The 23,775-nt window shown below is 71.1% G+C and carries 22 protein-coding genes; 13 read left to right on the top strand and 9 right to left on the bottom strand.

Annotation, left to right across the window (positions count from 1 at the left end; all coding sequences use genetic code 11):
- Positions 1 to 4 precede the first annotated feature (4 nt).
- The 8 genes from AP234_RS28565 to AP234_RS28530 are packed head-to-tail and all read left to right on the top strand — an operon-like array spanning position 5 to position 8,326.
- Entirely contained in the window at positions 5 to 922 is a 918-nt protein-coding gene (locus AP234_RS28565; RefSeq protein ID WP_055482846.1) for a SagB/ThcOx family dehydrogenase, read from the top strand.
- On the top strand, positions 919 to 2,154 hold the full coding sequence (locus AP234_RS28560) for a coproporphyrinogen-III oxidase family protein (RefSeq protein ID WP_160330502.1): 1,236 nt from the start codon (positions 919 to 921) through the stop codon (positions 2,152 to 2,154). The genes AP234_RS28565 and AP234_RS28560 overlap by 4 nt, the downstream gene beginning before the upstream one ends.
- Before the next feature lie 54 nt (positions 2,155 to 2,208).
- On the top strand, positions 2,209 to 3,234 hold the full coding sequence (locus AP234_RS28555) for a TOMM precursor leader peptide-binding protein (RefSeq protein WP_055482844.1): 1,026 nt from the start codon (positions 2,209 to 2,211) through the stop codon (positions 3,232 to 3,234).
- Positions 3,227 to 4,573: a YcaO-like family protein gene (locus tag AP234_RS28550; RefSeq protein WP_055482843.1), complete on the top strand. Its 1,347-nt coding sequence runs from the start codon at positions 3,227 to 3,229 to the stop codon at positions 4,571 to 4,573. Before AP234_RS28555 ends, AP234_RS28550 begins: the two co-directional genes overlap by 8 nt.
- Positions 4,551 to 5,366: a CPBP family intramembrane glutamic endopeptidase gene (locus AP234_RS28545; protein WP_055482842.1), complete on the top strand. Its 816-nt coding sequence runs from the start codon at positions 4,551 to 4,553 to the stop codon at positions 5,364 to 5,366. Before AP234_RS28550 ends, AP234_RS28545 begins: the two co-directional genes overlap by 23 nt.
- Positions 5,363 to 6,169, top strand: coding sequence for a CPBP family intramembrane glutamic endopeptidase (locus AP234_RS28540; RefSeq protein ID WP_055482841.1), 807 nt, complete (start codon positions 5,363 to 5,365; stop codon positions 6,167 to 6,169). Before AP234_RS28545 ends, AP234_RS28540 begins: the two co-directional genes overlap by 4 nt.
- Before the next feature lie 28 nt (positions 6,170 to 6,197).
- The gene (locus AP234_RS28535; protein WP_055482840.1) at positions 6,198 to 7,262 is read left to right on the top strand and encodes an LLM class flavin-dependent oxidoreductase; all 1,065 of its coding nucleotides are present in this window, start codon (positions 6,198 to 6,200) and stop codon (positions 7,260 to 7,262) included.
- Between the two features lie 11 nt (positions 7,263 to 7,273).
- Positions 7,274 to 8,326, top strand: a complete 1,053-nt coding sequence (locus AP234_RS28530; protein ID WP_055482839.1) for an alpha/beta hydrolase — start codon at positions 7,274 to 7,276, stop codon at positions 8,324 to 8,326.
- A 28-nt stretch (positions 8,327 to 8,354) separates the two neighbouring features.
- On the opposite strand, the gene AP234_RS28525 is transcribed toward AP234_RS28530, so the two are convergent.
- Complete coding sequence (locus tag AP234_RS28525) at positions 8,355 to 9,080, bottom strand: class I SAM-dependent methyltransferase (protein WP_055482838.1); 726 nt, start codon at positions 9,078 to 9,080, stop codon at positions 8,355 to 8,357.
- Between the two features lie 108 nt (positions 9,081 to 9,188).
- Here AP234_RS28525 and AP234_RS28520 point away from each other — a divergent pair, with 108 nt between their 5' ends.
- On the top strand, positions 9,189 to 11,165 hold the full coding sequence (locus AP234_RS28520) for a beta-propeller domain-containing protein (RefSeq protein WP_063843118.1): 1,977 nt from the start codon (positions 9,189 to 9,191) through the stop codon (positions 11,163 to 11,165).
- Positions 11,166 to 11,258: 93 nt separating this feature from the next.
- Here AP234_RS28520 and AP234_RS28515 read toward each other — a convergent pair whose 3' ends face one another.
- The 7 genes from AP234_RS28515 to AP234_RS28485 all read right to left on the bottom strand — a co-directional run bounded on the left by AP234_RS28515 (position 11,259) and on the right by AP234_RS28485 (position 18,726).
- A complete protein-coding gene (locus AP234_RS28515; RefSeq protein WP_235558420.1) occupies positions 11,259 to 12,980 on the bottom strand; it encodes a glycerol-3-phosphate dehydrogenase/oxidase in 1,722 nt (573 codons plus the stop codon).
- Positions 12,981 to 13,128: 148 nt separating this feature from the next.
- On the bottom strand, positions 13,129 to 13,692 hold the full coding sequence (locus AP234_RS28510) for a hypothetical protein (protein WP_200926764.1): 564 nt from the start codon (positions 13,690 to 13,692) through the stop codon (positions 13,129 to 13,131).
- Between the two features lie 132 nt (positions 13,693 to 13,824).
- Positions 13,825 to 14,829, bottom strand: a complete 1,005-nt coding sequence (locus AP234_RS28505; RefSeq protein ID WP_055482836.1) for a 2-hydroxyacid dehydrogenase — start codon at positions 14,827 to 14,829, stop codon at positions 13,825 to 13,827.
- Between the two features lie 22 nt (positions 14,830 to 14,851).
- A complete protein-coding gene (locus AP234_RS28500) occupies positions 14,852 to 15,847 on the bottom strand; it encodes an alpha/beta hydrolase (RefSeq protein WP_055482835.1) in 996 nt (331 codons plus the stop codon).
- A 35-nt stretch (positions 15,848 to 15,882) separates the two neighbouring features.
- Positions 15,883 to 17,205: an MFS transporter gene (locus tag AP234_RS28495; protein WP_055482834.1), complete on the bottom strand. Its 1,323-nt coding sequence runs from the start codon at positions 17,203 to 17,205 to the stop codon at positions 15,883 to 15,885.
- 20 nt (positions 17,206 to 17,225) lie between these two features.
- Positions 17,226 to 17,657 (bottom strand): hypothetical protein, encoded by a 432-nt coding sequence (locus AP234_RS28490; RefSeq protein ID WP_055482833.1) that lies wholly within the window; start codon positions 17,655 to 17,657, stop codon positions 17,226 to 17,228.
- Between the two features lie 10 nt (positions 17,658 to 17,667).
- On the bottom strand, positions 17,668 to 18,726 hold the full coding sequence (locus tag AP234_RS28485) for an SDR family oxidoreductase (RefSeq protein ID WP_055482832.1): 1,059 nt from the start codon (positions 18,724 to 18,726) through the stop codon (positions 17,668 to 17,670).
- A gap of 70 nt (positions 18,727 to 18,796) precedes the next feature.
- Here AP234_RS28485 and AP234_RS28480 point away from each other — a divergent pair, with 70 nt between their 5' ends.
- On the top strand, positions 18,797 to 19,723 hold the full coding sequence (locus tag AP234_RS28480; RefSeq protein WP_055482831.1) for a LysR family transcriptional regulator: 927 nt from the start codon (positions 18,797 to 18,799) through the stop codon (positions 19,721 to 19,723).
- A 56-nt stretch (positions 19,724 to 19,779) separates the two neighbouring features.
- Positions 19,780 to 20,955, top strand: coding sequence for an N-acetylglucosamine-6-phosphate deacetylase (gene nagA, locus AP234_RS28475; RefSeq protein ID WP_055482830.1), 1,176 nt, complete (start codon positions 19,780 to 19,782; stop codon positions 20,953 to 20,955).
- A gap of 231 nt (positions 20,956 to 21,186) precedes the next feature.
- Here the strand turns inward: nagA and AP234_RS28470 are convergent, their stop codons facing one another.
- Positions 21,187 to 22,131, bottom strand: a complete 945-nt coding sequence (locus AP234_RS28470) for a hypothetical protein (RefSeq protein ID WP_055482829.1) — start codon at positions 22,129 to 22,131, stop codon at positions 21,187 to 21,189.
- Positions 22,132 to 22,300: 169 nt separating this feature from the next.
- Between AP234_RS28470 and AP234_RS28465 the strand changes: the two genes are divergently transcribed.
- The gene (locus AP234_RS28465; protein WP_055482896.1) at positions 22,301 to 22,876 is read left to right on the top strand and encodes a papain-like cysteine protease family protein; all 576 of its coding nucleotides are present in this window, start codon (positions 22,301 to 22,303) and stop codon (positions 22,874 to 22,876) included.
- A gap of 10 nt (positions 22,877 to 22,886) precedes the next feature.
- Positions 22,887 to 23,702 (top strand): hypothetical protein, encoded by an 816-nt coding sequence (locus AP234_RS28460; RefSeq protein ID WP_055482828.1) that lies wholly within the window; start codon positions 22,887 to 22,889, stop codon positions 23,700 to 23,702.
- The last annotated feature ends 73 nt before the right edge of the window (positions 23,703 to 23,775 follow it).

Here is a 23,775-nt window from a genome sequence, read left to right as displayed (position 1 = left end):
GGCGATGGACCACACCGATCCCGAGCTGGCCCAGTCGAGCGCGGGGGTCAGCGCGTACCGGCTGCTCAGCCCGGGCCTGTCGGCCGTGGGCCTGCGCACCCACCAGGCCCGCTACGACAACCTGGGCGAACCCGCGTTCCCGCGGCCCGCCGAGGAGTTCATCGTCGCGAGCCGCTTCGCGCCCTGGGAGCGCGAGGCCCAGCTCTCCGGAGCCGACTACTTCGGCGACGTGATGGCCACCGCGCTGTCCGTCATCGATCACGAGTCGGTCCCCGACGCCGACCGGGTCGAGCTGCCGCCGCCGCTGTCGGTGTCGATCGCCCTGGACGAGGCGATCGTCCGGCGGCGCAGCGTGCGCAGATACACCGGCGATCCGGTGTCCCTCGCCGAGATCGGCACGCTGCTGCGCTTCGCCGCCGGCGTCACGGGCGAGGCCGACGCCGAGCTGATGCGGGGCGGCGGCGCCACGTTCCGGTTCCGTGCGGTGCCGAGCGGCGGCGGGCTCTACCCCGTGGAGGTCCACCTCGCCGCGCTGGACGTGCCCGAGCTCGACGTCGGCACCTACCGCTACAGCCCGGTGGAGGACGTGCTGGTCCGCACCGGAGACCGGGCCGTGGTGGACCGGCTGCGCGACTCGTTCGCCATCCCCGGCGAGATCATCTCCATCGACAGCGCCGCCGCCGTCGTCCTGCTCATCGCCAGACCGTGGCGGTCGATGCGCAAGTACGGCCCGCGCGGGATGCGCTTCGTGCTGCACGAGTGCGGCGGCATCGCCCAGAACGTCCATCTGACCGCCACCGGGTTCGGCCTCGGCACGACCGACTGCTCCAGCTATGTGGACGACCACGCGAACGAGGCGCTCGGCCTGGACGGCGTGCTGTCCTTCCTCGCTCACACGATCTTCGTCGGATGGCCGGGATGACCGGGACGACGACCGGGACACGACCGCTGTTGATCTACGTGCACGTGCCGTTCTGCAGCTCCAAGTGTCACTTCTGCGACTGGGTGACCGAGATTCCCACGTCAGAGCTGCTGCTCCGGCCGGCCGACGTCCCCCGGCGGGCGTACATCGACGCGCTCTGCCGGGAGATCAGGGAGCGGGGCGCCGAGCTGTCCGACCTCGGCTACCGCCCGGCCATCATGTACTGGGGCGGCGGCACGGCCAGCATCCTCGCCGAGCACGAGATCGCGCGGATCGGCGAGGCGCTGCACGAGGTGTTCGACATGTCGCGGCCGCTCGACGAGGCGACCATCGAGTGCAGCCCGGAGAGCCTGACCCTCGCCAAACTGGCCGCCTTCCGCGACGTCGGCTTCCGCCGGTGGAGCAGCGGCGTGCAGTCCTTCGACGAACGGAGACTGCGCCGGCTGGGCCGCAGCCATGACGCGACGCAGGCGCGACACGCGGTCCACCTCGCGGCGGAGGCGGGATTCGAGGACCGGTCCATCGACCTGATCTGCGGCCTGCCGGGCGAGGACCTCGACGAGGTCGAGGCGTCCGTACGCGCCGCCCTCGAACTGCCGGTGACGCACGTCGCGTTGTACCCGTACCGGCCCGCGCACGGGACGGTGCTGCGGCGGCAGGTGACCCGCGGCACCACCGCCATGCTGCGCGCCGAGCAGAAGAAGGCGTACGCCCGGGCGGCCGGGCTGCTGACGGAAGCGGGACTCCCCGAGTACGCGATGAGCCATTTCGGCCACCACCGCTGCCTCAGCGACCTGGCCTACTTCCAGCTCAGGATGGACTGGGTGGGCTTCGGCTCCGGCGCCACCTCCCTGATCGGCGGCGAGTACCTCGCCCATCGACGCGGTTTCCTGACCGCCTACAACCGGGACCCGCTGCGCTTCGACGAGCGCTACCCCGCCGCCTCCCCGGCCATCGCGGCCCGGTTCCTGTACCAGTCGCTCACCACGTTCGAGGGCGCCTCGCGGTCCCTGTGGCGGGAGCGGACCGGCACCGAGCTGGACGAGGTCCTGGCCCTCGGCCCCTGCCGACACCTGCTCGGCTTCCTGGAACGGGTGGCCGACGTGCACTCGGACGAGGAGGGCGTACGGCTCGGCCGCGACCAGATCCCGGACGCCTTCATCGACCTGCAGTTCGCCGGGATCGCCGGAACCGGCGGAGCCGAGCCCCAGGCCGCGGCGCTGCTGGGCTGACCGCGCGCGACCGGCGGAACGCCGCGATGCGGCCCTTGAGGAAGGAATGTCAGCGTGCAACAGAGCAAGAACGTGCGGATCAAACCGTCCTTCAGCGTCATCGCCCATGACGCGGACACGGTGGAGCTACGCCACGGGGTGTGGAACGTCCGCTCCTACACCCTGATCGACCACGCCCGCACCGGCCGCCTGTTCAACCTGCTGAGCGGGCTCGACGGCACCACGAGCCGGGCCGACGTGGCGAAGGCCAACGGGGTCACCCGGGCCGAGGTGGAGGCGCTGGTGGACCACCTCGACCAACTCGGGGTGATCTCCCACGCGCCGGAGACCGCGCTGGACGGCTATCTGGAGAGCACCGGCGCCTACCCCGCCGAGGCCCCCGCGATGCCGATGGTGGTCCTGGGCTCCGACCCGCTGGCCGCCGCGACCGTCCGGGTGCTCGCGACCAGCGCGCCCGGCGGCGTCGAAGCGGCCGGGGAGGACGACCCGCTGCATCGGGGGCTCCTGGAGGCCGACCTGGTGGCGCTGGAGGACGGGCTGGAGTTCGAGCGGTTCGTCGAGCGGTTCGAGCCGTGGCGCGGCAAGCTCCTGGTCCACGTCGCCGAGGCGCCGCATCCGCTCCGCCTGTCGGTGCTCAACCGGGTCGCCCTGGCGCTGCGCACCCCCTGGATCCAGGCCGCGATCGACGGCCCGATGGTGCTCATCGGCCCCTCGTTCTCCCCGCCGACCTCGGCGTGCTTCGCCTGCTTCGAGACCCGGGTGCTGATGAATCTCCGCGAGACGGCCGCCTACCAGCGGTACAAGGACGCGCTGGTCCGCCAGACGATCAGGGTGGGCGAGCCGCCCACCCTCGACGCCCTGCGCGCCCTGGTCGCCGGCCATGTGGGTCTGGAGGCGCTCAACCTCGCCACGACCGGATCGACCACCACTCTCGGCAAGGTGCTCGGCATCTACGTGCCGACGATGGAGATCGCCTACTCCGAGGTGCTGCGGATGCCGGGCTGCCGGGCCTGCGGACCGGTGGTCCAGCGGGAGGCCACCGAGCTGTACTTCGACGTACGGCGGTGGATCGATGCCTGACCGGCCGGCCCTCCGGGTGGTGGAGGCCCCCGACCAGTTCACCGGACGGCTCAGGGCCCGGATGCATTCGCCGCTGTGCGGCCTGATGCCGTCGATGGGGTTCCTGCAACGCCAGCGGGGCGGACCACGGCTGATGGTGGCCGGCGGCGAGCTGACCGGCGTGCACGTGCTGCGCGGCCTGCCCACCCCGAAGATCGGCGCCTACCACATCGGCGGGTACGGGCTGCGCCCGTTCGAGTCGCACATCAGGACCCTCGGCGAGGTGGTCGAGCGGTACGGCGGCTACCTCGCCCCGGTGAGCGGGCGCTTCCCCATCCGGTACTCCTCGGTCGAGGAGCTGACCTCGGCCGGCGAGCCGTACGACGCCGGGCCGGCCGAGCCGTACAGCACGGAGCAGTACCGGCGTGCCGGGTTTCCGTTCCGGCCGCGCCGGGACGGCGACCCGATCGGCTGGGTCCGCGCCACCCGGCTGCGAGACGGCCTGGACTGCTGGGTGCCGGCCCAGTTGCTGCTGGTCGGCTACGTCGTCCAGGACACGCTGGGCGAACCGTGGCTCGCCCCCGCCGTCTCCACCGGCACCGCCTCGCACACCGATCCGGACCGGGCCGCGCTCAACGCGCTGGAGGAGATGGTCCAGCTCGACGCGGCGATCAGCCACTGGTACGGCGGAAGCAGGTCCGTCCGGATCACCCCCGGGCCCAGGACGGCGGCGCTGCAGCGGGTGATCGAGTCCGCCTTCGACCGGCGCGGCGACCGGCCGGAGTTCCATCTGCTGCCCAGCGCCGATCTGCCGGGCTTCACCATCGCCTGCCTGATCCGCAGCCCGGACGGCCGGCTGCCCGCCGTGGCCGTGGGCCTCGGCATCGACGGGGTGCTGGAGCGGGCCATGTACCGGGCGCTGCTGGAGGCCGCCGGGGTGCGCGGGCTGGCCGTGTGGTCGGCCCTGCAGCAGCGGTTCGAGCAGGGGTCCGCCAGGCCGGAGGACATCTTCGACCTGGAGTCGAACGTCTCCCTGGCGGCCAGGCCCGAGGGAGCACGGGTGGTGAACGCCAGGTTCGGCGACTGCGACGACGCCTCGGCCGACGACCTGCCGCCCGACGACGACCGGCCGGCCGGAGTCCGCGCGCGTGCCCTGGTCCACGCCTTCCACGCCACCGGAAAACGCCTTTACGCGGCCGATTTCACCACCGTGGACGTGGCCGACCTGGGGTTCGTCGTGGCCCGGTTCTGGTCTCCGGACCTGATGACGCTCCCCCTGCCCAGCGCCCCGATGGCGGCACACGAGCGGTTCGCCGCCTATGGAGGATTCCGCCGCCATGACCCCCACCCCTATCCCTGACACCCGGGCGTACGCCCTCACCGCGCTCGGGCTGCTGTGCCTGTCCTGCCTGACGCTCGCGGCTCACCTGCACACCCGGTGGGCCTGGGTGCGGCGTGCCCCGCTGCTCGGCGTGCACGTGCTGCTCATGGGGCTGCTGATCGTCTCGGCCGGGATGCTGCTGGGTCCGGCGGCCGTGGTCCTGCCGGTGCCCGGGCATCCCGCAGGCTGGTGGGGGCTGCCCGCCGGTCTGGCCGTGGGGTTCGCGCTCGGCCTGGCGATCATCCGGACGGACCGGGCGATCACCACCTCCTGGCGCGGACCGAGTCCCCGGCCCACCGCGCCGCGGCCGCCCCGGATGACCGCACCCCGGCCGGCGGGGTTCGCCGCGTCCGGCACCGGGGTGTCCGAGCGACGCCGCACCGGGCTGGTCCGGGCACGCAACGACTACGCGCCGACCGACGGCGACCTGCGGGTCCGGCTGGAGCTGCTGGTCGCCGTGGCCATCGGGGAGGAACTGGTGTTCCGCGGGCTGCTGACCCGGCTCGCGCTGCTCTTCTCGAACGGCTGGCTCGTGGCCGGCGCCCTCGCCGTGGTCGCCGGCGTCTTCTCCTGTTCGCACGTCTTCTTCGGCTGGGTCCAGGTGCTGGCCAAGACCCCCCTGGCGGTGGCCGCCTGCGCGGCGACACTGCTCACCGGCAACGTGCTCGCCGCGGTCATCGCCCATGTCGTGTTCAACGTCTGGGTGTGGCGCTACCGGCGCGGCGAGCCCCGGCGGGCCCCGGGCCCGAGAGCGCGGAGGACGCCGGTATGAGCACCCTGCCCTGGCCGGTCCGCGCCGTCGTACTGGCCGTACTGGTCGTCCTCTACTACAGGTACGCCAAGGCGGCGCTGTTCGCCGCGTGCCGCCGGGCGGCTCACCTGCTTCCCTTCGCCCGCCGATGGGACGCGAGCGAGCGCGGCAGCGTGCTCGAACTGATGGCGGCGGGCGCGAGCCACGTCCTGGTCGTGCTGCTCCTCGTCCTGGTCACGGGCGTCGACCTGACGAAGCTCACGCTCGGCTGGGACCGGCCCGACCTGATCGTGCTCGGCGCGGCCATCGGCGTCGGCGAGGTGGCCCTCGGCTCGCTGCTGTGCCGGGTGCTGATCGAGGGGATCCAGACGATCGGCATGCGGCGGGCGGCGGCGGAAAGTTCCGGATCACGGGTGCGGCCGGCGTCGGCGGCGGGCGCCGTGGCGGGCGAGGAGCGGATGCGGCAGTGGCTCGGCCGGTCGCGGGGCGGCTGGATCAGGCACCACCTGAAGACGATGGAGGTGGTCTCCCTCCCCCTCGCCCTCACGCTGACCGCGGTGCAGGTGGGCAGCGAGGAGGTCGTCTTCCGCGGGCTGGTGCTGACCTGGCTGCGCGACGCCGGGCCGCTCCCGGCGATCGGGGTCTCCTGCCTGCTGTTCACCGTCATGCAGATCTTCCTGATGTCCTCCTGGCGGGCCGCGATGTTCCCCGTCGTCGGCGCGATCGTGATGGGACTCACGCACAGCGTCCTGTTCTGGCACTACCCCGCGCTGCTCCCGCTGATGGTGGCGCACGTCACGTTCTTCCTGTTCGCGGTGGCCTAGGGGGTCACACGCGGAGAAAGGAACCCGCATGTTCCACGGCCTGTCCCTGCTCCCGGACTGCGTGCCCGAGACGAAGGCACCCGACGACTACTTCCGCGACGTACTGCTGCTGAGCCGTCTCGCCGACCAGGGCGGGATGAGCCACGTGAAGATGACCGAGCACTATCTCGGCGGCTACGGCGGCTACTGTCCGAGCCCGCTGGCCTTCCTGTCCGCCGTGGCCGCCGCGACCAGCCGGATCCGGCTGATGACGGGATGCGTGCTGCCGGTCTTCCACCACCCCATCCGGCTCGCCTCCGAGGCCGCGATGGTGGACGCGATCAGCGGGGGGCGACTCGACGTCGGCTTCGCACGCGCGTACCTGCCGCAGGAGTTCGAGGCGTTCCAGGTGCAGATGGACGGCAGCAGGGAGCGCTTCACCACGACCGTCGACACCGTGCTGCGGCTGTGGACCGAGGAGCGGGTCAGCGTGCGCACCCCGTTCTTCGAGTTCCGGGACGTGACGATCCTGCCGCGCCCGACACAGCGGCCGCATCCTCCCGTGTGGGTCGCGGCGGTCCGCTCCCGCTCCAGCTTCGCCTGGATCGGGGAGCGGGGGTTCAACCTGCTCGTCACCCCCGCGCTCACCCCGCTCAGCGAGATGAGCGACCACATCGCCGTCTACCGGGAGGCCTTCGCCGAATCCGGCCACCGGCACCCGTCACGGGTGGTGGCCAGCCTCCCGCTGTACGTGGGCGACACCGACGAGGACGCCCGGCGGATCGCCGACCCCCTGCTGCGTACGTACCTCGACGTCTGGGCCGAGGCCACCGACACGTGGGTGGCGACCGCCTCCGACGACTATCGCGGTTACACCGGCATGAGCCGGGCGATCCGCGCACTCGACCCCGTGTCGTTCCGGAGCATGGGCAGCGCGGTCGTCGGCTCGCCGACCACGGTGAGCGAACGCGTCCAGGAGATCGCCGGGATGCTCGGAGTGGACGGGTTCCTGTGGCAGATGGACTTCGGGGCGGTCCCCGGGGACCTCGCCGTGGCGAGCCTCGAAAGGTTCCTGGACAAGGTGCTGCCGAGCCTGTCCGCCGTACCGGCCTGAAGGAGGTCCAGATGTCCGAGAACCGGCCGCCGCGCTTCTCGTTGGCCCGGCTCACCGCCCTCGCGGGGCTTGTGCTGCTCACCGTCGCGCCCGCCGCCCTCCCCGCGCCGGCCGCCGCCGCCACCGCGCCCAGGTGCCGGTTGGTCTCCGTGCCGGCGCCCGTGGCGGAGCAGACCGCCACGCTCCGGGGCACCCTGTGCCTGCCGTCCGGCCAGGCGCCGGACACCGTCCAGCTACTGCTCGCCGGCGCCACCTTCGACCAGGCGTACTGGCTCACTCCGGCCGACGCCCGCACCCCGTCGTACGTGCGGTACATGGCCGACGCGGGGTACGCCGTGCTCGCGCTCGACCGGCCGGGCACCGGCCTGAGCGACCGCACGCCGGCGGCGGCCACCGACCTCGGCAGCGAGGTCGGCGCGATCCACGAGGTCGTGGGCCGGTTGCGCACCGGCGCCGTGGACGGCCACGCCTATCGGCGGGTGATCGGGGTGGGACACTCCTTCGGCTCCAGCGTTCTGCTCACCGAGGCGGCCCGGCACGCTGACCTGGACGCGCTGGCGGTCACCGGCTTCGTCCACTCGGTCGGGCCCAAGCTGGAGGAGCTCAACCAGGCCATCGTCCCCGCCGCCGACGACCCACTGCTCGGGCTGACCCGCCCGCCGTCCGGGTACCTCACCACCAAGGCGGGCAGCCGGGCCGACCTGTTCCTCGACCGGGCCGGCGCCTCGCCGCCGATGCCGTCGGTGATCGAGCTGACGAAGACGACGATGACCACCGGTGAGCAGGCCACCCTGGCCGAGGCCGGGGACCCCGCGATCTCCGGTGCGGTGCGGGTCCCGGTGTTCCTCGCGGTCGGGCGGCACGACGACCTGTTCTGCAACGGGCCCTATCTCCAGTGCACCGACGCGGCGGCGGTGAAGACATGGGAGAGCTGGTTCTTCCCGGCGGAGGCCCGCCTGGAGACCTTCGTGCTCGACGGGGCCGGGCACGCGCTCAACCTGCACCGCAACGCCACGGCGTGGTTCGCCGCGGCACGGGAATGGCTGGACGGCCTGCCCCGGTGACGGAGGCGGCGGCCGATCCGGCACGGCGTCAGGGCCGCTCGCAGGCGACCATCAGAGTCCGCGCGTGCGGCCCGCCGTACCAGAACCGCCGGCCGAGGTCGTAGACGCGCACGTCCGCCGCCGCGCACTCGCGCAGGATCTCGGCGTAGTCGCGGGCGTGGCGGAAGTCCGCCAGCCGCAGCCTGCCGCCCGGCGCGAGCACCCGGAACGCCTCGCGCACCGCCGCCGCCCGCCCCTCGCGGTCCGGGATGTTGTGCACGGCCAGGCTGGACACGACCAGGTCGAACGACCCGTCCTCGAACGGCAGATCGCGCATGTCGCCGGTGACCAGTTCGACCCGGTCGCCCACCCCCTCGGCCCGCGCGTTGGCCAGGGTCGCCTCCCGGCTGTTGCCCGACTGGTCCCTGGTCCACAGGTCGAGCCCGGTGGCCGAGCCGTCGCGGAGCCGGCCCGCCGCCTTGATCAGGACGAGACCGCGGCCGCAGCCGAGGTCGAGGACCCGCTCGCTCCCGGTCAGGCCCAGCCGATCCAGCTCCTCGTCCCAGACCTGGAACTTGCCGCGCAGGGTGGTGTGCGCGAACACCGCCGCCGCGACCACCATGGTCATCCCGCCGACCAGCAGCACCAGGGCCGGGATCGGCCAGCCGACCGCGAACAACACCACGGCGAGGACCAGCTCGGCGACTCCGCCCACTGCGAGTCCGGCAGGCACTCCCGGGGCGTCCACCCCGTACTTCCCACGTGGCTTCGGCACGTTTTGTTCTTACCAGTGGTAAGCCTGCCCTGTATAGGTTTTTTCCCCGCATACGAGGCCCTGTGATCTCCGTCGAACCGGCGAACATCCGGATCCGTGGTAGGGGACATGACGATATCGATGCGTACGGCGGGCGTTCTCGCCCTCGCCGGGCTGCTGACCACGGCATGCTCCGGAGGCCGTACGGCACAGCCCTCGGGCCCGGCCCCGGCGGACCTGAGCGGCGCGATCAGGCTGGTCTCCTACACCGACTGCGACGAGATGCTCACCGGGCTGCGGGCGGCGACGGCGGAACACGTGACGCCCTGGGGCCTCGACGGGATGGTCATGACGTTCGCGGCGGAGGACGCGGCGGCGGGTGAGCAGGCCCCGGTCGCCGCCCGCTCCGACACCGCCGGCCGGCCGCACTCGACCACGAACGTGCACGAGGCCGGGGTGGACGAGCCCGATCTGGTGAAGACCGACGGAAAGCGGGTGATCACCGTCAACCGGGGTGTGCTGCGAGTGATCGACGCCGAGACCCGGCGGGTCACCGGCACGCTGCGGCTCGTCCCGCAGGACCAGGCCTGGGCCCCGGGTGAGCTGCTCGTCTCCGGGGACCGCGCGCTCGTGCTGTTCCAGGGCGCGGAGATCCTGCCGTTCCGGGCGATGGCGAAGGTCCGCCCGGGGCAGGGCGAGTCGAGGTACGTCCTGGTGGACCTGTCCGGGGAGCGGCCCAGGGAACTCGGCGCGCTGACCGCCCGGGGCACGCACATCGACGCCCGCCAGGTCGGCTCGACCGTACGGATCGTCCTCCGGTCCCAGCCGGCGATCGCCTTTCCCCGGCAGGAACCGGACACGCCCGAGCCCAGGCTGCTCCAGCGCAACCGGGAGACGGTGCTGGCCGCGCCCATCGAGGCGTGGCTGCCGACGTACGAGATCGAGTCGGGCGGCGCGAGCCGTACCGCCCGGGTGGGCTGCGACCGGGTGAGCCATCCGGCCGAGTTCACCGGGACCTCGATGCTGACCATCCACACCATCGACCTGAACGGCGACCTCTCCAGTGACCTCTCCGGTGCCGCGCCGATCAGCGTGGCCGCCGACGGGGACACCGTGTACGGCACCCGGAGCAGCCTCTACGTCACCAGCAATCCCCGCTGGTGGTTCCACGGCGACCCGGCCGCCGTCTCCGGACGGCCCGGCGGATCCGCCGCCCCTCCGGAGCGGACGGAGGTGCACCGCTTCGACGTCACCGGGCCCGGCGCGCCGCGGTACGTCACCTCGGGGAGCGTGCCGGGACGGCTGCTCAACCAGTATTCGCTGTCGGAGCACGCGGGCCACCTGCGGGTGGCGACGACCAGTGACGCCGAGGTGTCCGGCGCGACCCCCGGCACGAGCGAGAGCGGCGTCCACGTGCTGAGCGCCGACACTCTGGCCGAGCGGGGCGAGGTGACCGGCCTGGGCCGGGGCGAGCGGATCTACTCGGTCCGCTTCATCGGCGATCTCGGATATGTGGTGACGTTCCGGCAGACCGACCCGCTGTACGCGCTGGACCTGCGCGACCCGGCCGCCCCGAAGGTCACCGGAGAACTGAAGATCAGCGGCTACTCGGCCTATCTCCATCCCGGCGGACCGGACCGGCTGATCGGCATCGGCCAGGAGGCGGACGGGCAGGGCCGCGTGCGAGGCACGCAGATCTCGCTGTTCGACGTGGCCGATCCGGCCGCTCCCCGGCTGCTGTCCCGCTTCCACCAGCGGAAGTCGGGTTCCGAGGCCGAGTGGGACCCGCACGCCTTCCTCTACTGGCCGCCGCAGGAGGCCGGAAGCCGTACGGGCCTGGCCATGGTGCCGCTCATGACCTGGGGCGAAGGCGCCCCGAAGGGGAGCGTCGCGCTGGCGTTACGTGTCGGCGACGGCGGCATCACCAGGGCCGGCACGATCGAACACCCCACCCCGCGGCGGCTCAACGACGAGTTCGTCCCGGCCGACCAGGGCATCCGGCGCAGTGTCGTGATCGGTGACGACGTCTGGACCATCTCCGACCTCGGGGTCAAGGTCAGCGACATCGAGACCCTCACCGACCGGGCGTGGATCCCGTTCGGCTGACCAGGTCCGTACGGCTCGGCTCGCCGTAGCCCCCGGGCCACCCCACCGAATCCGGACCTGCCCATGACGCACGGCCAGGCCTGATGCCGAACGTCAGATCATGGGGACGATCTCGGGGGCGCCGAGGCGGATCGCGTCGGCCTCCCGGTCGGAGTCCTGCTCCTGGGAGGCCCGCTCGGCCTCGACGCGCTTGGTGTAGTGCTCGACCTCGCGCTTGATCTGCTCGGCGTCCCAGCCGAGCGGGCCCGCCATGAGCTCGGCGGCCTCCTGGGCGACGGCCGCGCCCCGGTGGAAGGTCTCGATCGAGATCCGCGTGCGCCGGGCCAGCGTGTCGCTGAGGTGCCGGGCGCCCTCGTGCGTGGCGGCGTACACGATCTCGGCCCGGAGGTGGTCGTCGGCGCCGGCGAGCGGGCGCCCGAGCGAGGGATCCTCCTCGATGAGCGCCAGCACCTCGTCGATCATCGAGCCGTACCTCCTGAGCAGGTGCTCGATCCTGGCGACGTGCAGCCCGGACGAGCGGGCCAGGCGGTAGCGGGAGTTCCACAGCGCCTGGAAGCCCTCTGCCCCCACGAGCGGCACCAGGTGCGTGCACGACCGGGGCACCCGCTGGTCGAGACCGTGGGCGACCGCGTCCACCGCGTCGGCGGCCATCACGCGATAGGTGGTGAACTTTCCGCCGGCCACCATGACCAGTCCGGGCACCGGATGCGCGACCACGTGCTTGCGCGACAGCTTGGAGGTCTCCTCCGACTCCCCGGCGAGCAGCGGCCGCAGCCCGGCGTAGACGCCCTCGACGTCGTCCCTGGTCAGCGGCACCGCCAGCACGGAGTTGACGTGATCGAGCAGGTAGTCGATGTCGGCCCGGGAGGCGGCGGGACGCCCCTTGTCGAGCGTCCACTCGGTGTCGGTCGTCCCGATGATCCAGTGGCGGCCCCACGGGATGACGAACAGCACCGACTTCTCGGTGCGCATGACGATGCCGGTGAGGGAGTGGATCCGATCGCGGGGCACCACCAGGTGGATGCCCTTGGACGCCCGGACGTGGATCTGCCCGCGCCCGCCGACGAGCTGCTGGATCTCGTCGGTCCACACCCCGGTCGCGTTGACGACCTGGCCGGCGCGTACGTCCAGCTCGGCGCCGGTCTCCAGGTCGCGTACCCGCACCCCGGTGACCCGCTCGCCCTCTCGCAGGAAGCCGATCGCCTGTGCGCGTGCGGCGATGTTCGCGCCGTACGTCGCGGCCGTCCTGAGCATGGTCATGACATAACGCGCGTCGTCGACCTGGGCGTCCCAGTACTGCACGGCCCCGCTGAACGCGGACCGCTTCAGCGCGGGGGCCACCCGGAGGGCGGCCTTCCTGGTCAGGTGCCGATGCCCCGGAACCCCGCGTCCGGCGCCGAAGGAGAAGCCGAGCGTGTCGTAGAGGATCATCCCGGCCCCGATGTACGGGCGCTCCCAGACGGGGTGGGCCAGCGGGAACAGGAACGGCACCGGCCGCACCAGATGGGGCGCGATCCGCTGGAGGAGCATCGAACGCTCCCGCAGGGCCTCCCTGACCAGGTCGAAGTCGAACTGCTCCAGGTAACGCAGCCCGCCGTGGATCAGCTTGGACGATCGCGACGACGTCCCGGAGGCGAAGTCCCTCGCCTCGACGAGCCCCACGGACAGGCCGCGGGTCGCGGCGTCCAGGGCCACCCCGGCCCCGACGACGCCGCCGCCGATCACCACCAGGTCGAGTTCCTGCGACTCCATCCGCGCCAACGCGGAGGCGCGTTCAGCCGGGCCGAGCCGCGCCGCACCCATCCTCACCGACATAGGGCTCCCTCTGTACGGCTTCTCGCCTCTGCCCTGGTAAATCTACCCACGGGTAGCCCAGCGGGAATCCTGTTTAACCTCCCCTTTCCCAAGGATCTCCCGAAATGTCGGTTCCGTGCGGCCCCCGCCCGGACGACCGCTCAGCCCATCAGTTCACGCAGTCCTGGGTCTTGAGCGTGAGGGCCATCTCGTAGATCCGGCCGCGGGACAGCAGGAAGAGGTAGGAAGCCTTACTGTTGCCAGGAACCGTGACGTACGGGTAGCCGCTCGCCGACCGCTTCAGGCCGGGGTAGGCCTTCTTCAACTCCCTCTCCGTGGAGCCGAGCCCGATCCGCTGCGGGGTCCTGACCCCCTTGGGAGCGAAGATCACGGCCACGCCGCGGCGCTTGGAGATGAACAGGCCCACCCGGTCACGACCGGTCGGATGCGCCTTCAGGTCCCAGGCGGTGCACTGGCTCCAGCCGGTCTTGGGCACGATCTTCCTGGTCGCCCGAGCCTGCTTGGCGCTCATCCCGAGCTTCACCCCGCCATATCCGAACGGCCCGAACGTGCCGGGCGCGTAAGCGGTGGCCGAGGTGGCGGATGCGGCGGTGGTGGCAAGGGCGGCAGTGCTGGCCGCGGCGGGCGCGACGCCGCCCGGCAGCATCCCGACGGCCAGCGCCGCCACCAGCGCCGGACGGCCCATCCGCCGGACAACCGCATGCGTCATCATGCTTCCCCCATCATGGTCGTGAGCCGAACTCCGGTCCCGCCGGAGAGCCTACCGATCTTCACTTGGAAGCCGCTGACATCTCGCTCGCGGTGCCGTACGTCCGGGCCCGGCCGCCGAGCACGGTCGTGACCATCAGGACACGGGTTCGGCGACGACCTCGTGCACGGGTGTCCCGTCACGTTCGAAGGCGGTGATGTTGGAGATCGTGGTGGCGGCGATGTTGTGCAGCGCCTCGGCCGTGAAGAACGCCTGGTGCCCGGTGATCAGCACGTTCGGGAACGTGAGCAACCGGGAGAACACCTCGTCCCTCGGGAGTTGGTCGGACAGGTCCTCGAAGAACAGATCGGCCTCCTCCTCGTACACGTCGAGGCCCAGATAGCCGATCTTGCCGCTCTTCAGCCCCTGGATGACCGCGGCCGTGTCCACCAGCGCGCCGCGACTGGTGTTGATGAGCATGACCCCGTCCCGCATCCGGGCGATCCGCTCCCGGTCGATCAGATGATGGGTGTCCGGTCCGAGCGGGCAGTGCAGGGTGACGATGTGCGACTCGGCGAGCAGCGTGTCCAGCGGCACGTACTCCGCGCCGGCGCGCCGGGCCTCCTCACTCGGGTACGGATCGGTCGCGAGGACCCGGCAGCCGAACCCGGCCATGATCCGGACGAAGCAAACACCGATCTTGCCGGTGCCGATCACTCCGACCGTCTTGTCGTGCAGGTCGAATCCCAGCAGGCCGGTCAGGTTGAAATTGTTCTCCCGCACCCGGTTGAAGGCGCGATGGATCTTCCGGTTGAGCGTGAGGATGAGCCCGGCGCAGTGTTCCGCGACCGCATGGGGCGAGTATCCGGGCACCCGCGCCACGGTCAGCCCCAGCCGGGCCGCCGCCGCCAGGTCGACATGGTTGAACCCGGCCGAGCGCAGCGCGATCAGCCGCACCCCGTGACCGGCGAGCGCGGTGAGGGTCTCGGCACCGAGGTCGTCGTTGACGAACGCGCACACCGCCTCGCATCCGGCCGCCAGCGCCGCGGTCTTCGCCGACAGCCGCGACTCCAGGAACACCATCTCGTGCCCCGCCTCGTCGTTCGCCGCTCGGAGCGACTGCTCGTCGTACGGCTTGGCACTGAACACCGCGACACGCATGATCCGACCTCCCGAGCCCAAGCTACCGATCACGCCGCGCGACGAAGCAGGGCAATCGGGCCCCTGTCCCGGGGACCAACGACCCTGCGGGGGCGAACGCCTGCCTCGCTTCGCGAACGATCTCTCCGACCAGACCGGCGGTGCGATCCACCACCCCTCCCATCAGGAAGAACGCGTGGACCATCCCGCCATACCTGGTCAGCGTGACCGGCACGCCCGCGCTCCGCAGCCGGGCCGCGTACCGTTCGCCGTCGTCACGCAGGGGGTCGTACTCCGCGGTCATCACCGCGGTGGGCGGCAGACCGGTGAGGTCCGCCGCCCTGAGCGGGGAGGCGAGCGCGTTCCCGGCATCGGCCGGGTCCGCCAGATAACGTTCCCAGTACCACCGCATCATCCGGCTCTCCAGTCCGTACCCCACCGCATACGTCTCATAGGACGGTGTGGCGCAGGCGGCGTCGGTGGCAGGGTAGACGAGGACCTGCAACCGGATGTCCGGACCACCCTCGTCGCGGGCGCGTAGAGACACCGCCGCCGCGAGGTTCCCGCCCGCGCTGTCCCCCATCACGCCGATGCGCTGCGGATCCACGCCGATCCGCCATGCGTTGTCCGCCGTCCACCGGACGGCCGCCAGACAATCGTCGAGCGGCGCGGGAAAGGGATGCTCGGGCGCCCTCCGGTAGTCGACCGTTATGATCACGCAACCGGACGCGTCGGCGAGCCATCGTGCCGGGATGTCGTACAGATCGAGATCTCCGGCCACCCAGCCGCCGCCGTGAAACTGGACCAGGCAGGCGAAAGGCGGCGCTCCGAACGGGTGGTAGATCCGCAGTGGCAGTCTGCCGCCCGGCCCGGGAACCGTCACCCGCGTCACGCGGGCGACCGCCCGAGGCCCCCCCTGGAGCTTCAGGTACGCCCCGGTGCCCGCACGCACCGCAGCGACCGTCGGTTCTCCGGCCTGCCACGGGTCCAGATCCCTCCTGGCCTCGAGCACGGCGGCGATCTGCGGGTCCAGCGCCACGGCCGGGTTCTCCTCTCCCCTCGGCGTATCTCGTCTCACTTCGCCCGTTGGCCCGTCCGGCTGCGCAGCATCAGGCCGCCGACCGTGGTGGCGAGTCCGGACAGGCCCATCATCACCATCATGGGGACCGATGATCCGCCGGATGCGCCGACCATCGCGAGTGCCCCGAGGGGCAGCAGAGCACCGCCTACGAGCGCGCTGGCCGCGATGGCGATCGCCACCCCGATGTAGCGGACATCGACGGGGAACATCCGCGACATGATCGACGGTGCGACCCCGCCGAAGACCCCGTAGGAAACGGCCCCCACAAGCATCGCCGTCCACAACGTACCCGGCGTGGCCGCGTCGACGAGCAGATAGGACGGCACGGCCCAGGCGACCATCAGCACTCCCGAGCCGATCACCAGGCGTTCCCGGCCCCATCTGTCGCCGTTGAGGCCGCTGACCATCACCAGCAGGACAAGGGCCGCCGCCGTCAGCACCAGGCCGACCTGGACGTGCACCGGTGACAACTCCGCCCGGTAGTTCTTGACGTAGGCCAGGAGGCTGGTCAGGAACGCGTAGCCGTAGGTCACCGGGCCGAGCCACATGAGCACGCAGATCACCAGCGGCATCGGCGCCTCGCGCAGCAACGTCCCGATCCCGCCCGGTACGCGACGCTGCCCGTCGACACGTGCGGACGCCTCGACGAACTCCGGCGTCTCTGCCAGGCGGGTACGCAGGAACAGGCCGAACAGGACGAGCACCGCGCTGAACAGGAACGGGAGGCGCCACCCCCAGCTCTGCCAGGCCTCGCCCGACACCAGGTTCGCCAGCAACAGGGAAATGCCCGCGAGGAGAATTCCGATCATGTTCCCCATCTGCGGGAAGGCACCGTACAACGTGGCGAACCTCGGGGGCGCGTGCTCGACGGCCACCACCACGGCGCCGGGATACTCGCCGCCCACGGCCAGACCTTGCAGCAGCCTCAGGACCACCAGCACGACCGGCGCGGCGACGCCGATCGCCGTATAGGTCGGGAGCAGGCCGATCCCGAGGGTGGCCACGCCCATCATCGCGAGCGAGAGCAGCAGGGCGGGGCGCCTGCCCAGGCGGTCGCCCACCCGTCCGAACACGACGGCGCCGAGCGGGCGGACCAGGAATGCCACGGCGTGTCCGGACAGCGCGGCCAGGGTGCCGAGCCACGGTTCGAAGCTGGGAAAGAACAGCGGACCGAAGACCGTCGCCGCGATGAACGAATACAGGATGAAGTCGTACAGCTCGATGGCGTTCCCCGCCATGGCCGCGAACGCGACCTGGCGAGGAGTGAGGGGTTTGCGTGATCGGAGTGCGGTGGGCTCGGGGTCGGTGGTCAGCATATGGGGGGTGTCCTTCGCTGTCAGATGAGCGGCAGGGGAGGGTTCGCGCTCTGCAGGAACTCGACGGTGATGAAGGCCAGCTCTCCGCCACCGATGTTCTCGAGATCGTGCAGTAGGTACTCACCGTGGGCGAAGCCGTACTCTCGGGTCTCGCCCTGCCGGTAGGTCACCTCGCGCGTGGTCCCATCGTGCGTGTGCTGCCGGCTGTGGCCGGCGGTCAGCGCGGTCCAGGAGTAGTCGAGGACGTGACAGTGTGCGGGCACCCGTTCGCCCGGCGCCAGCCGGATCTCCCACACGCGCAGCCGGCTGGTCTCGCTGAGCAGATGCTGTCCGACTTTTCCGTTGGCGCCGCCCCGCGCGAACTCCTCGCGCAGCGACGGCGGCCAGCCTGCGAAGTTCTCGGAGACGAGCCTTCCGGCGATCGGGAGCCGGTCCAGGTAGGCGTCTCTCATCGCGCCCGCCTCACGGGATGATCTTTCGTCGGCGGAAGTCGGCGAAGATGTTCATGAACATCTCCTCGGTGTCGACGAAGTCGTGGAAGCCGAACCGTCGCGCCTTCGAGCCGTCGGCCAGGAAGTCGTAGTCCCAGGAGAAGACCGCGTCGCCGAAGCGCCAGGACGACACCTCCTGATAGGAGTTCTTCGCCAGGCCGTGCCGTTCGACCATGTCGTTCCACAGCGGTTCCTTGTCCGCCATGACGACATCGAGCGACATGGGCAGCGGAGGCGCCACCTCGAGGTCGAAGAACCGGGCGATCTTGGGCCACATCTCGTTCCAGCGGAAAAGATCACCGTTGTTGATGTTGAACGCCTGGTTGGCGCACCGCTCCTCGGTCGCGGCCCAGACCGTCGCCTTCGCGAGCAGGCCGGCATCGGTCATCTCCAGGAGCGTGTGGTAGGCACCCGGTTTGCCGGGAAACCGCAGCGGCAGCCCGAGTTCCTTGGAGATCGCGGCGTACACCGCGATCACCATCGCCAGGTTCATCGGGTTGCCGAGGGCGAAGCCGCACACCACCGAGGGACGCAGCGCCGACCAGGTCCAGGGCTTCCCCTTCTGCCGCGCCTCGAGGAAGTTCTGCTGGTCCACGTTGAACTCGGGTGGCATGTGGTGCGGGTCGTCCTCGCGGGCCGGTGTCTTGAACGGGCCGAGATGAGCGCCGTACACCTTGTAGCCCTGCATGAGGCTGACGTGGCGCAGGCCGGGTGCGACGGCCTCGACCGCCTCGACGACGTTGACGAGCATGGCGAGGTTGGGCGGCACGAGCTCGGCCCAGGTCGGACGGTCCTGGAAGGCGGCGTAGAAGATGTGGGTGACGTGTTCGAGACCGCGCAGCCGCTCCCGGCCGTCTTCCTCGTCCAGCAGGTCGACCGCGATGTGGCGGACCCGGCCGGCGTCGGTCCCACCCCTTCGTGACAGGCCGATTATGTCCCAGTCGCCGAGTTGCACGAGGTGGTCGATCAGATTGCGGCCGATCACCCCGTTCGATCCGACGACGAGGGCGACCTTGTTCTCTTCGGGCATGCCGCCATGCTGCCCGCACCGCACACATTAGTCCAAGACATAATATTCACCGAAGGCATAAGATTTCTTCATGGCATCGCTGCGTCAGCTCGAATATCTGGTCACGATCGTGGACGAGGGTTCGTTCACCCGGGCCGCCGAGTTGCTCCACGTCTCGCAACCGGCGCTGTCCCACCAGGTGCGCGCGCTGGAGCGCGACTACGGCGGCGCGCTCCTGGAACGTCTGCCCCGCTCGGTGCGGCTCACCGCGATGGGCCGCGCGATGCTGCCGCACGCCCGTGCCGCGCTCGCCGACGCCGAACGGGCACGGTGCGCAGCGCGGCAGGCATCCGGGTTGGAAGTGGGCGAACTACAGGTCGCGACCCTCTACTCGATGAGCCTCGGCGTGCTCCCGCCGGCCCTGCGCGCCTGGCACCGATCCCATCCCGGCGTCCAGATCAGGCTGTTCGAACATCGGCACGCCGACGAACTGGCCGACGCGATGCTCGCCGGCCAGGCCGATCTCGGGATCGGACCACCTCCGCCGGACTGGCGCGGCCCGACCCGGTCCCTCGGCATCGAACCGTTCGTCGTGGTGCTGTCCGCCGACGACCCCGCGGGGTGCGCCGCGGCCGGCCGGATCGACCTGGCCACCCTCGCCGACCGCGACTGGGTGCACTTCGCACCGGGCAACGGACTCGCCGACGTCCTCGACCAGGCGTGTGCGGCGGCCGGATTCCAGCCGCGTGCCGCCGTACGCACCGAGCAGACCGCCGCCGCGCCGGTGCTCGCCGCCGCCGGGCTGGGTCCCGCGCTCGTGCCGGCCAACATCATCCCGTCGCACTTCGACGGACTGGTGCTCCAGCCCCGGCCGTCGGTCAGCCGTCCCGTCGCGGCCTACACCCGTGCCGCGCCCGACCCCCTGGCTACCGCGTTCATCGCGACGCTCGCCGAAGAGGCCGCCCTGCTGCCCGCGCACGTACGCGCGCGGATCCTCTCCACCGAGCCGGTGCGCTGATTCTCGGTGCCCACCCCGTACGGCGAACGCCGCGCGGAAGCGGAAAGATGGGGCACATGAGCATGACTCTCTCGGATCTGCGCGTAGTGACCCCGGACGAGGTGCACGACGGCTGGCTCACCATCGAGGACGGGCGCATCACGCACATCGGGCGTGGGACAGGCCCCCGGAACGGCAACGGGCAGAGCCTGGGCGGACGGGTGATCGTGCCCGGGTTCGTCGACATCCACAACCACGGCGGCGCGGGTGGCTCCTATCCCGACGGCGATCCGGAGACGGCCGCCGCCGGCGCGGCCTTCCACCTCCGGCACGGCACGACGACCTCGGTCGCCAGCCTGGTCACGGCGGCGCCGGAGGCGCTGACCCGGGCGACCTCGGCACTCGCCGACCTGTGCGAGCAGAGGGTCATCGCCGGCATCCACTTCGAAGGGCCGTACCTCGCGAAATCCCGGTGCGGCGCGCACGACCCCACGCAGCTGCGCGAGCCGGACCGGGCGGAGTTCCGGGCGCTGCTCAAGGCCGGCCGGGGCCACGTCCGCATGATCACGATCGCCCCCGAGCTGCCGAACGCGCTCGACCTCATCAGGGACGCCGCCGCCGAGGGAGTGATCGCGGCCATCGGCCACTGCGACGCCGACTACGAGCGGACGACCGCGGGCATCGACGCGGGGGCCACGGTCGCGACCCACCTCTACAACGCGATGCCGCAGCTGGGGCATCGCGCCCCCGGCCCGATCGCCGCCCTGCTGGAGGACGAGCGGGTCACGGTCGAGCTCATCAACGACGGCGTGCACGTCCACCCGGCCATGCTGCGGCTCGCCGCGCGCCAGGCCGGCCCGGGCCGTACGGCGCTCATCACGGACGCGATGGGCGCGGCCGGTCTGGGGGACGGAAGCTACCGGCTCGGCGCGATGGCGGTCGATGTCACCGACGGCGTGGCCAGGCTCGCCCCCGGTGGTCCGGGCGCCGGCTCGATCGCGGGAAGCACCCTGACCATGGACACGGCGTTCCGCCGGACCGTCCGGGAAATGGGGGCCTCACTCGTCGACGCCGCGCTGATGGCGTCGCTCACCCCCGCCCGCGTCCTCGGACTGGACCAGCGGGTCGGCTCGATCTCGGTCGGCAAGGAGGCCGATCTCGTGGTGCTCGGCGACGATCTCCAGGTCGAGAGCGTCATGAAGCGCGGCACGTGGATCATCGACCCCCCGAACCCCTCCCCCGTGATCTTGTAGTTTCTCGCACACTACCCCCCTGACCTGCGCCTTTCAGTTCGTTGATCTTGCAGTTTCTCGCAGGCGAGCCACCTGACCTGCGCCCACACGTTAGGTGATCTTGCAGTTGTGGGCGCAAGATCACGAACAGTGTTCCGGCTGTCCAGCGGGTATGTGTGCGAGAAATTGCAAGATCATGAACGTGAAATCCCTGCTCCCGGCTCGATGTGCGAGTATTCGCAAGATCACGGATTAGCTCGGCCAGTCCCAGCGGATGCCCACCAGGCCGGGTCGGAGGGACTCGGCCATCTGGTGGACCGAGCGGTACGCGTTGAGCGTCAGCTCTCTGCGCTCGTGCTCGTCCGCCGCCGGCCCACGCCGGGTGTAGCCGTGGATGCGGACCGGGAGGGTGAGCGGGGCGAAGCACACGCGTAACGTGTACTGGCCCGCCGGAAAGCGAAAACCGCGTTCATACCGTGTGCTCTCGATGCCGTTGGAGTCGACCAGGTCGTACCGGATGACCTGGGTGTCGCCGGCCCGCAGCTCTCGATCGAACAGCAGCTCGGCCGCCACCAGGCGGGACGGCCCATGACAGCGCACCCGGCCGAGCCGGCAGTCCTCCAGCGCCCGGATGCGGATCCGCTCCACATCGCAGCCCGGATCACACTGGTAGATCGTGATGTGCCGGTCGGCCGAGTCCTCGTGCGCGCGCAGCACCTGAAGCGTCTCGCGCCGGATGATGCTCCGATCGGCCCCGATCCGCACCGTCTCGTACATGGCCGCGATGTGCAGCCGCCGGTCATCGGCCACCCAGTCCAACTCCCGCAGCAGAGCGGACAGATCGGGAGCCGCGTCCAGGATCGTGGCATAGCCCACCGCACCCGGCGGCGCCCCCATGCCACGTCCCCCGCCGCGTCCGCGGGGCCGGGGCGGGCCGAGCAGGTCCGTCAGGGAGCGCGGAGGCAGGGCGAGGATCTGTTCCAGTGCGCGTACGGCACGCAACGATTCGGGACGTTCCGGACGGCGCAGCCCCTGCTGCCAGTAGCTCAGGCTCGTCGTGCCGATCCGCAGGCCGCGTTCCCGCAGACGGTGCCGCAGCCGGTCCAGCGTCAGGCCGCGTGCCTCCACCGCCGTACGCAGCGCGACGTGGAAGGGACCGTCCCGGAGCGCGGCCTGTAACTCCCGCTCACCCGACATATGTGAATTTTCACAAACTCTTCCCCTTCCGTCACTCGTGTCGGCCCATGTCATGCCGGGCTTCACATCCCCGTTCACAGTCGCCCACGACGGCCGCGACCCCCGCTTGTACGGCACCGCGCCGAGCCGGACCATCGTGCCCAACCCCCCTCACTCGAAGGAGTGCGACATGCGTTCCCCTGTCCGCAAGCTCCTACGGACGACCGGCGCGCTCGCGCTGGCGGCCGGGACCTGGATGGCGGCGACCGGCACCGCCCACGCCTACACCTGGTATCGGCTCGACATCGACATGCAGGCCCAGCAGAACACCAACTGGTGCTGGGCGGCCGCCGGCAACACGGTCGCCGCCTACTACGGCCACTCCTACAGCCAGAACCAGTTCTGCAACCTGGCCTTCAACCGGGCGCTCAACAGCGGCTGCCCGAACAACCAGGCCACCCTCGCCAACGACCAGAACGCCTTCCGGACGATCGGGATCTCACCGGGCAACTACCTCAACGGCTACCTGTCCTACAGCACCATCATCAGGAACATCGACGCCCACCACCCGGTCATGGCCCGCATCCAGTGGACCTCGGGCGGCGGCCACATGCAGACGATCTACGGCTACGACCAGAGCCGGTCCTGGGTCTACTGGGGCGATCCGTGGCCGTCGACCACCCGCTACAACTGGGCGACCTACAACTGGTACGTCGGCAACTCGAACTTCTTCTGGACCCATTCCCTCCACAACATCGGTGCATGAGGAGGCCCGCATGAAGCGCGTCATCACAATCGCCACACTGGCGGGCTCCGTCGTGTTCGCCCCGCTCGCCGCACACGCGGCGCCGAGCGGCCCCGACCCCGCCGCGCGGACAGAGGCCGTGGCGGCCGCACCCGGCCCAGCCGAGATGGCCGCGGCCCACGCGGCGATCGACAGCGCGGAGATCCGCCAGATCCTCGGCCGGTTCTTCGCCACCAAGGGCGCGCCGCCCGAGCCGGGTGCCCGGCCATCGACGGTCGCGGCCCAGGTGGGCGAGCAGATGGTGGTGGTCAACTACCTCAACCCCGCCTTCGTCGCCGGCCGCTCCAGCCAGGTCGCCCAGTTCGCGTTCCTCGCCACCCCGGCCACCTCGGCCGACGGCCAGACCGCCTCTCTCTGGACGACCCGTACGCCCACCGGCCGCTGGCAGGTGAGCAACATCGCCAGTGGTGACGACGAGCGGCGCTACGCGACGCAGCCGGGCACGGTCTTCCGCGAACCGCAGATCAACGCCTGGTACGCCCTCAGGAGCGGCCGGATCGTCCCGCTCAACGAGGAGGCACGGAACTCCGTCGGGGAGGGCATGCCACTCGCGGACTACCAGCGCCTGGTGGCCGGTCGGTACGCGGACAAGTTGCCGGGCTCGGCGTACGCGAACGACGGCGCGGCCGGCGGCTACGGCATGCCGCCGGTGATCTCGGCGAAGGCGGATCCCGGCGACGCCGTACCGCCGTGGGGTGTGACGACGGCGCTGCTGCTCGGCGGGGGGATCGCCATCTGGGCCGCGGCCCGGCGCGGCGGATCGAAGGGACGCAGAGACCCGGCCTGACCCGGCCGGCGATCGCGCCGGCCCGCAGCGGACGGCGGACGCGAAAGACGGCGGGCGCCCGGTCCACGAGACC

The organism is Sphaerimonospora mesophila, from assembly GCF_001417795.1.
Classification (GTDB): Bacteria; Actinomycetota; Actinomycetes; order Streptosporangiales; family Streptosporangiaceae; genus Sphaerimonospora; species Sphaerimonospora mesophila.
Note: the sequence above shows the minus strand (reverse complement) of the source record. Positions and strands in the feature narration are given on the sequence as shown.

What these genes read in the sequence shown, in the direction of transcription:
- AP234_RS28565 (WP_055482846.1), top strand. Translation starts at nt 5, where the DNA reads ATGGACCACACCGATCCCGAGCTGGCCCAGTCGAGCGCGGGGGTCAGC.
- AP234_RS28560 (WP_160330502.1), top strand. Translation starts at nt 919, where the DNA reads ATGACCGGGACGACGACCGGGACACGACCGCTGTTGATCTACGTGCAC.
- AP234_RS28550 (WP_055482843.1), top strand. Translation starts at nt 3,227, where the DNA reads ATGCCTGACCGGCCGGCCCTCCGGGTGGTGGAGGCCCCCGACCAGTTC.
- AP234_RS28545 (WP_055482842.1), top strand. Translation starts at nt 4,551, where the DNA reads ATGACCCCCACCCCTATCCCTGACACCCGGGCGTACGCCCTCACCGCG.
- AP234_RS28540 (WP_055482841.1), top strand. Translation starts at nt 5,363, where the DNA reads ATGAGCACCCTGCCCTGGCCGGTCCGCGCCGTCGTACTGGCCGTACTG.
- AP234_RS28535 (WP_055482840.1), top strand. Translation starts at nt 6,198, where the DNA reads ATGTTCCACGGCCTGTCCCTGCTCCCGGACTGCGTGCCCGAGACGAAG.
- AP234_RS28530 (WP_055482839.1), top strand. Translation starts at nt 7,274, where the DNA reads ATGTCCGAGAACCGGCCGCCGCGCTTCTCGTTGGCCCGGCTCACCGCC.
- AP234_RS28520 (WP_063843118.1), top strand. Translation starts at nt 9,189, where the DNA reads ATGACGATATCGATGCGTACGGCGGGCGTTCTCGCCCTCGCCGGGCTG.
- AP234_RS28515 (WP_235558420.1), bottom strand. Translation starts at nt 12,980, where the DNA reads ATGTCGGTGAGGATGGGTGCGGCGCGGCTCGGCCCGGCTGAACGCGCC.
- AP234_RS28510 (WP_200926764.1), bottom strand. Translation starts at nt 13,692, where the DNA reads ATGATGACGCATGCGGTTGTCCGGCGGATGGGCCGTCCGGCGCTGGTG.
- AP234_RS28505 (WP_055482836.1), bottom strand. Translation starts at nt 14,829, where the DNA reads ATGCGTGTCGCGGTGTTCAGTGCCAAGCCGTACGACGAGCAGTCGCTC.
- AP234_RS28495 (WP_055482834.1), bottom strand. Translation starts at nt 17,205, where the DNA reads ATGCTGACCACCGACCCCGAGCCCACCGCACTCCGATCACGCAAACCC.
- AP234_RS28490 (WP_055482833.1), bottom strand. Translation starts at nt 17,657, where the DNA reads ATGAGAGACGCCTACCTGGACCGGCTCCCGATCGCCGGAAGGCTCGTC.
- AP234_RS28485 (WP_055482832.1), bottom strand. Translation starts at nt 18,726, where the DNA reads ATGCCCGAAGAGAACAAGGTCGCCCTCGTCGTCGGATCGAACGGGGTG.
- AP234_RS28480 (WP_055482831.1), top strand. Translation starts at nt 18,797, where the DNA reads ATGGCATCGCTGCGTCAGCTCGAATATCTGGTCACGATCGTGGACGAG.
- nagA (WP_055482830.1), top strand. Translation starts at nt 19,780, where the DNA reads ATGAGCATGACTCTCTCGGATCTGCGCGTAGTGACCCCGGACGAGGTG.
- AP234_RS28470 (WP_055482829.1), bottom strand. Translation starts at nt 22,131, where the DNA reads ATGTCGGGTGAGCGGGAGTTACAGGCCGCGCTCCGGGACGGTCCCTTC.
- AP234_RS28465 (WP_055482896.1), top strand. Translation starts at nt 22,301, where the DNA reads ATGCGTTCCCCTGTCCGCAAGCTCCTACGGACGACCGGCGCGCTCGCG.
- AP234_RS28460 (WP_055482828.1), top strand. Translation starts at nt 22,887, where the DNA reads ATGAAGCGCGTCATCACAATCGCCACACTGGCGGGCTCCGTCGTGTTC.